Genomic DNA, 279 nt, shown 5'->3' on the forward strand with positions numbered 1-279 from the left:
GGTCGCACAGCAGACCATGCAGCAGATCCGCGCAGCGGGCAGTGCCCACGTCGTGCCGGTGGAGACTGAGCGTGTCCGCGAAGGCCCGCCGCTGCCGTTCGACCTGGGCACCTTGCAGGAAGTGTGTTCCAAGCAGCTTGGGCTGGACGTGCAGGAAACCTTGGAGATTGCCCAAGCCCTGTACGAGACGCACAAGGCCACGACGTACCCCCGCTCGGACTCCGGCTACCTGCCCGAGAGCATGTTTGCCGAAGTGCCCACCGTTCTCGACAGCCTGCT

The 279-nt window shown here is 65.2% G+C and carries 1 protein-coding gene; it reads left to right on the top strand.

Annotated features, from left to right (window positions below; translation table 11 throughout):
* Positions 1-279: DNA topoisomerase (locus tag KVT32_RS29875; protein ID WP_254637083.1), on the top strand; the 279-nt coding region annotated here is incomplete at both ends.

The sequence above is a fragment of the Achromobacter sp. GbtcB20 genome (assembly GCF_019091095.1).
GTDB classification, from domain to species: Bacteria; Pseudomonadota; Gammaproteobacteria; order Burkholderiales; family Burkholderiaceae_B; genus Achromobacter; species Achromobacter mucicolens.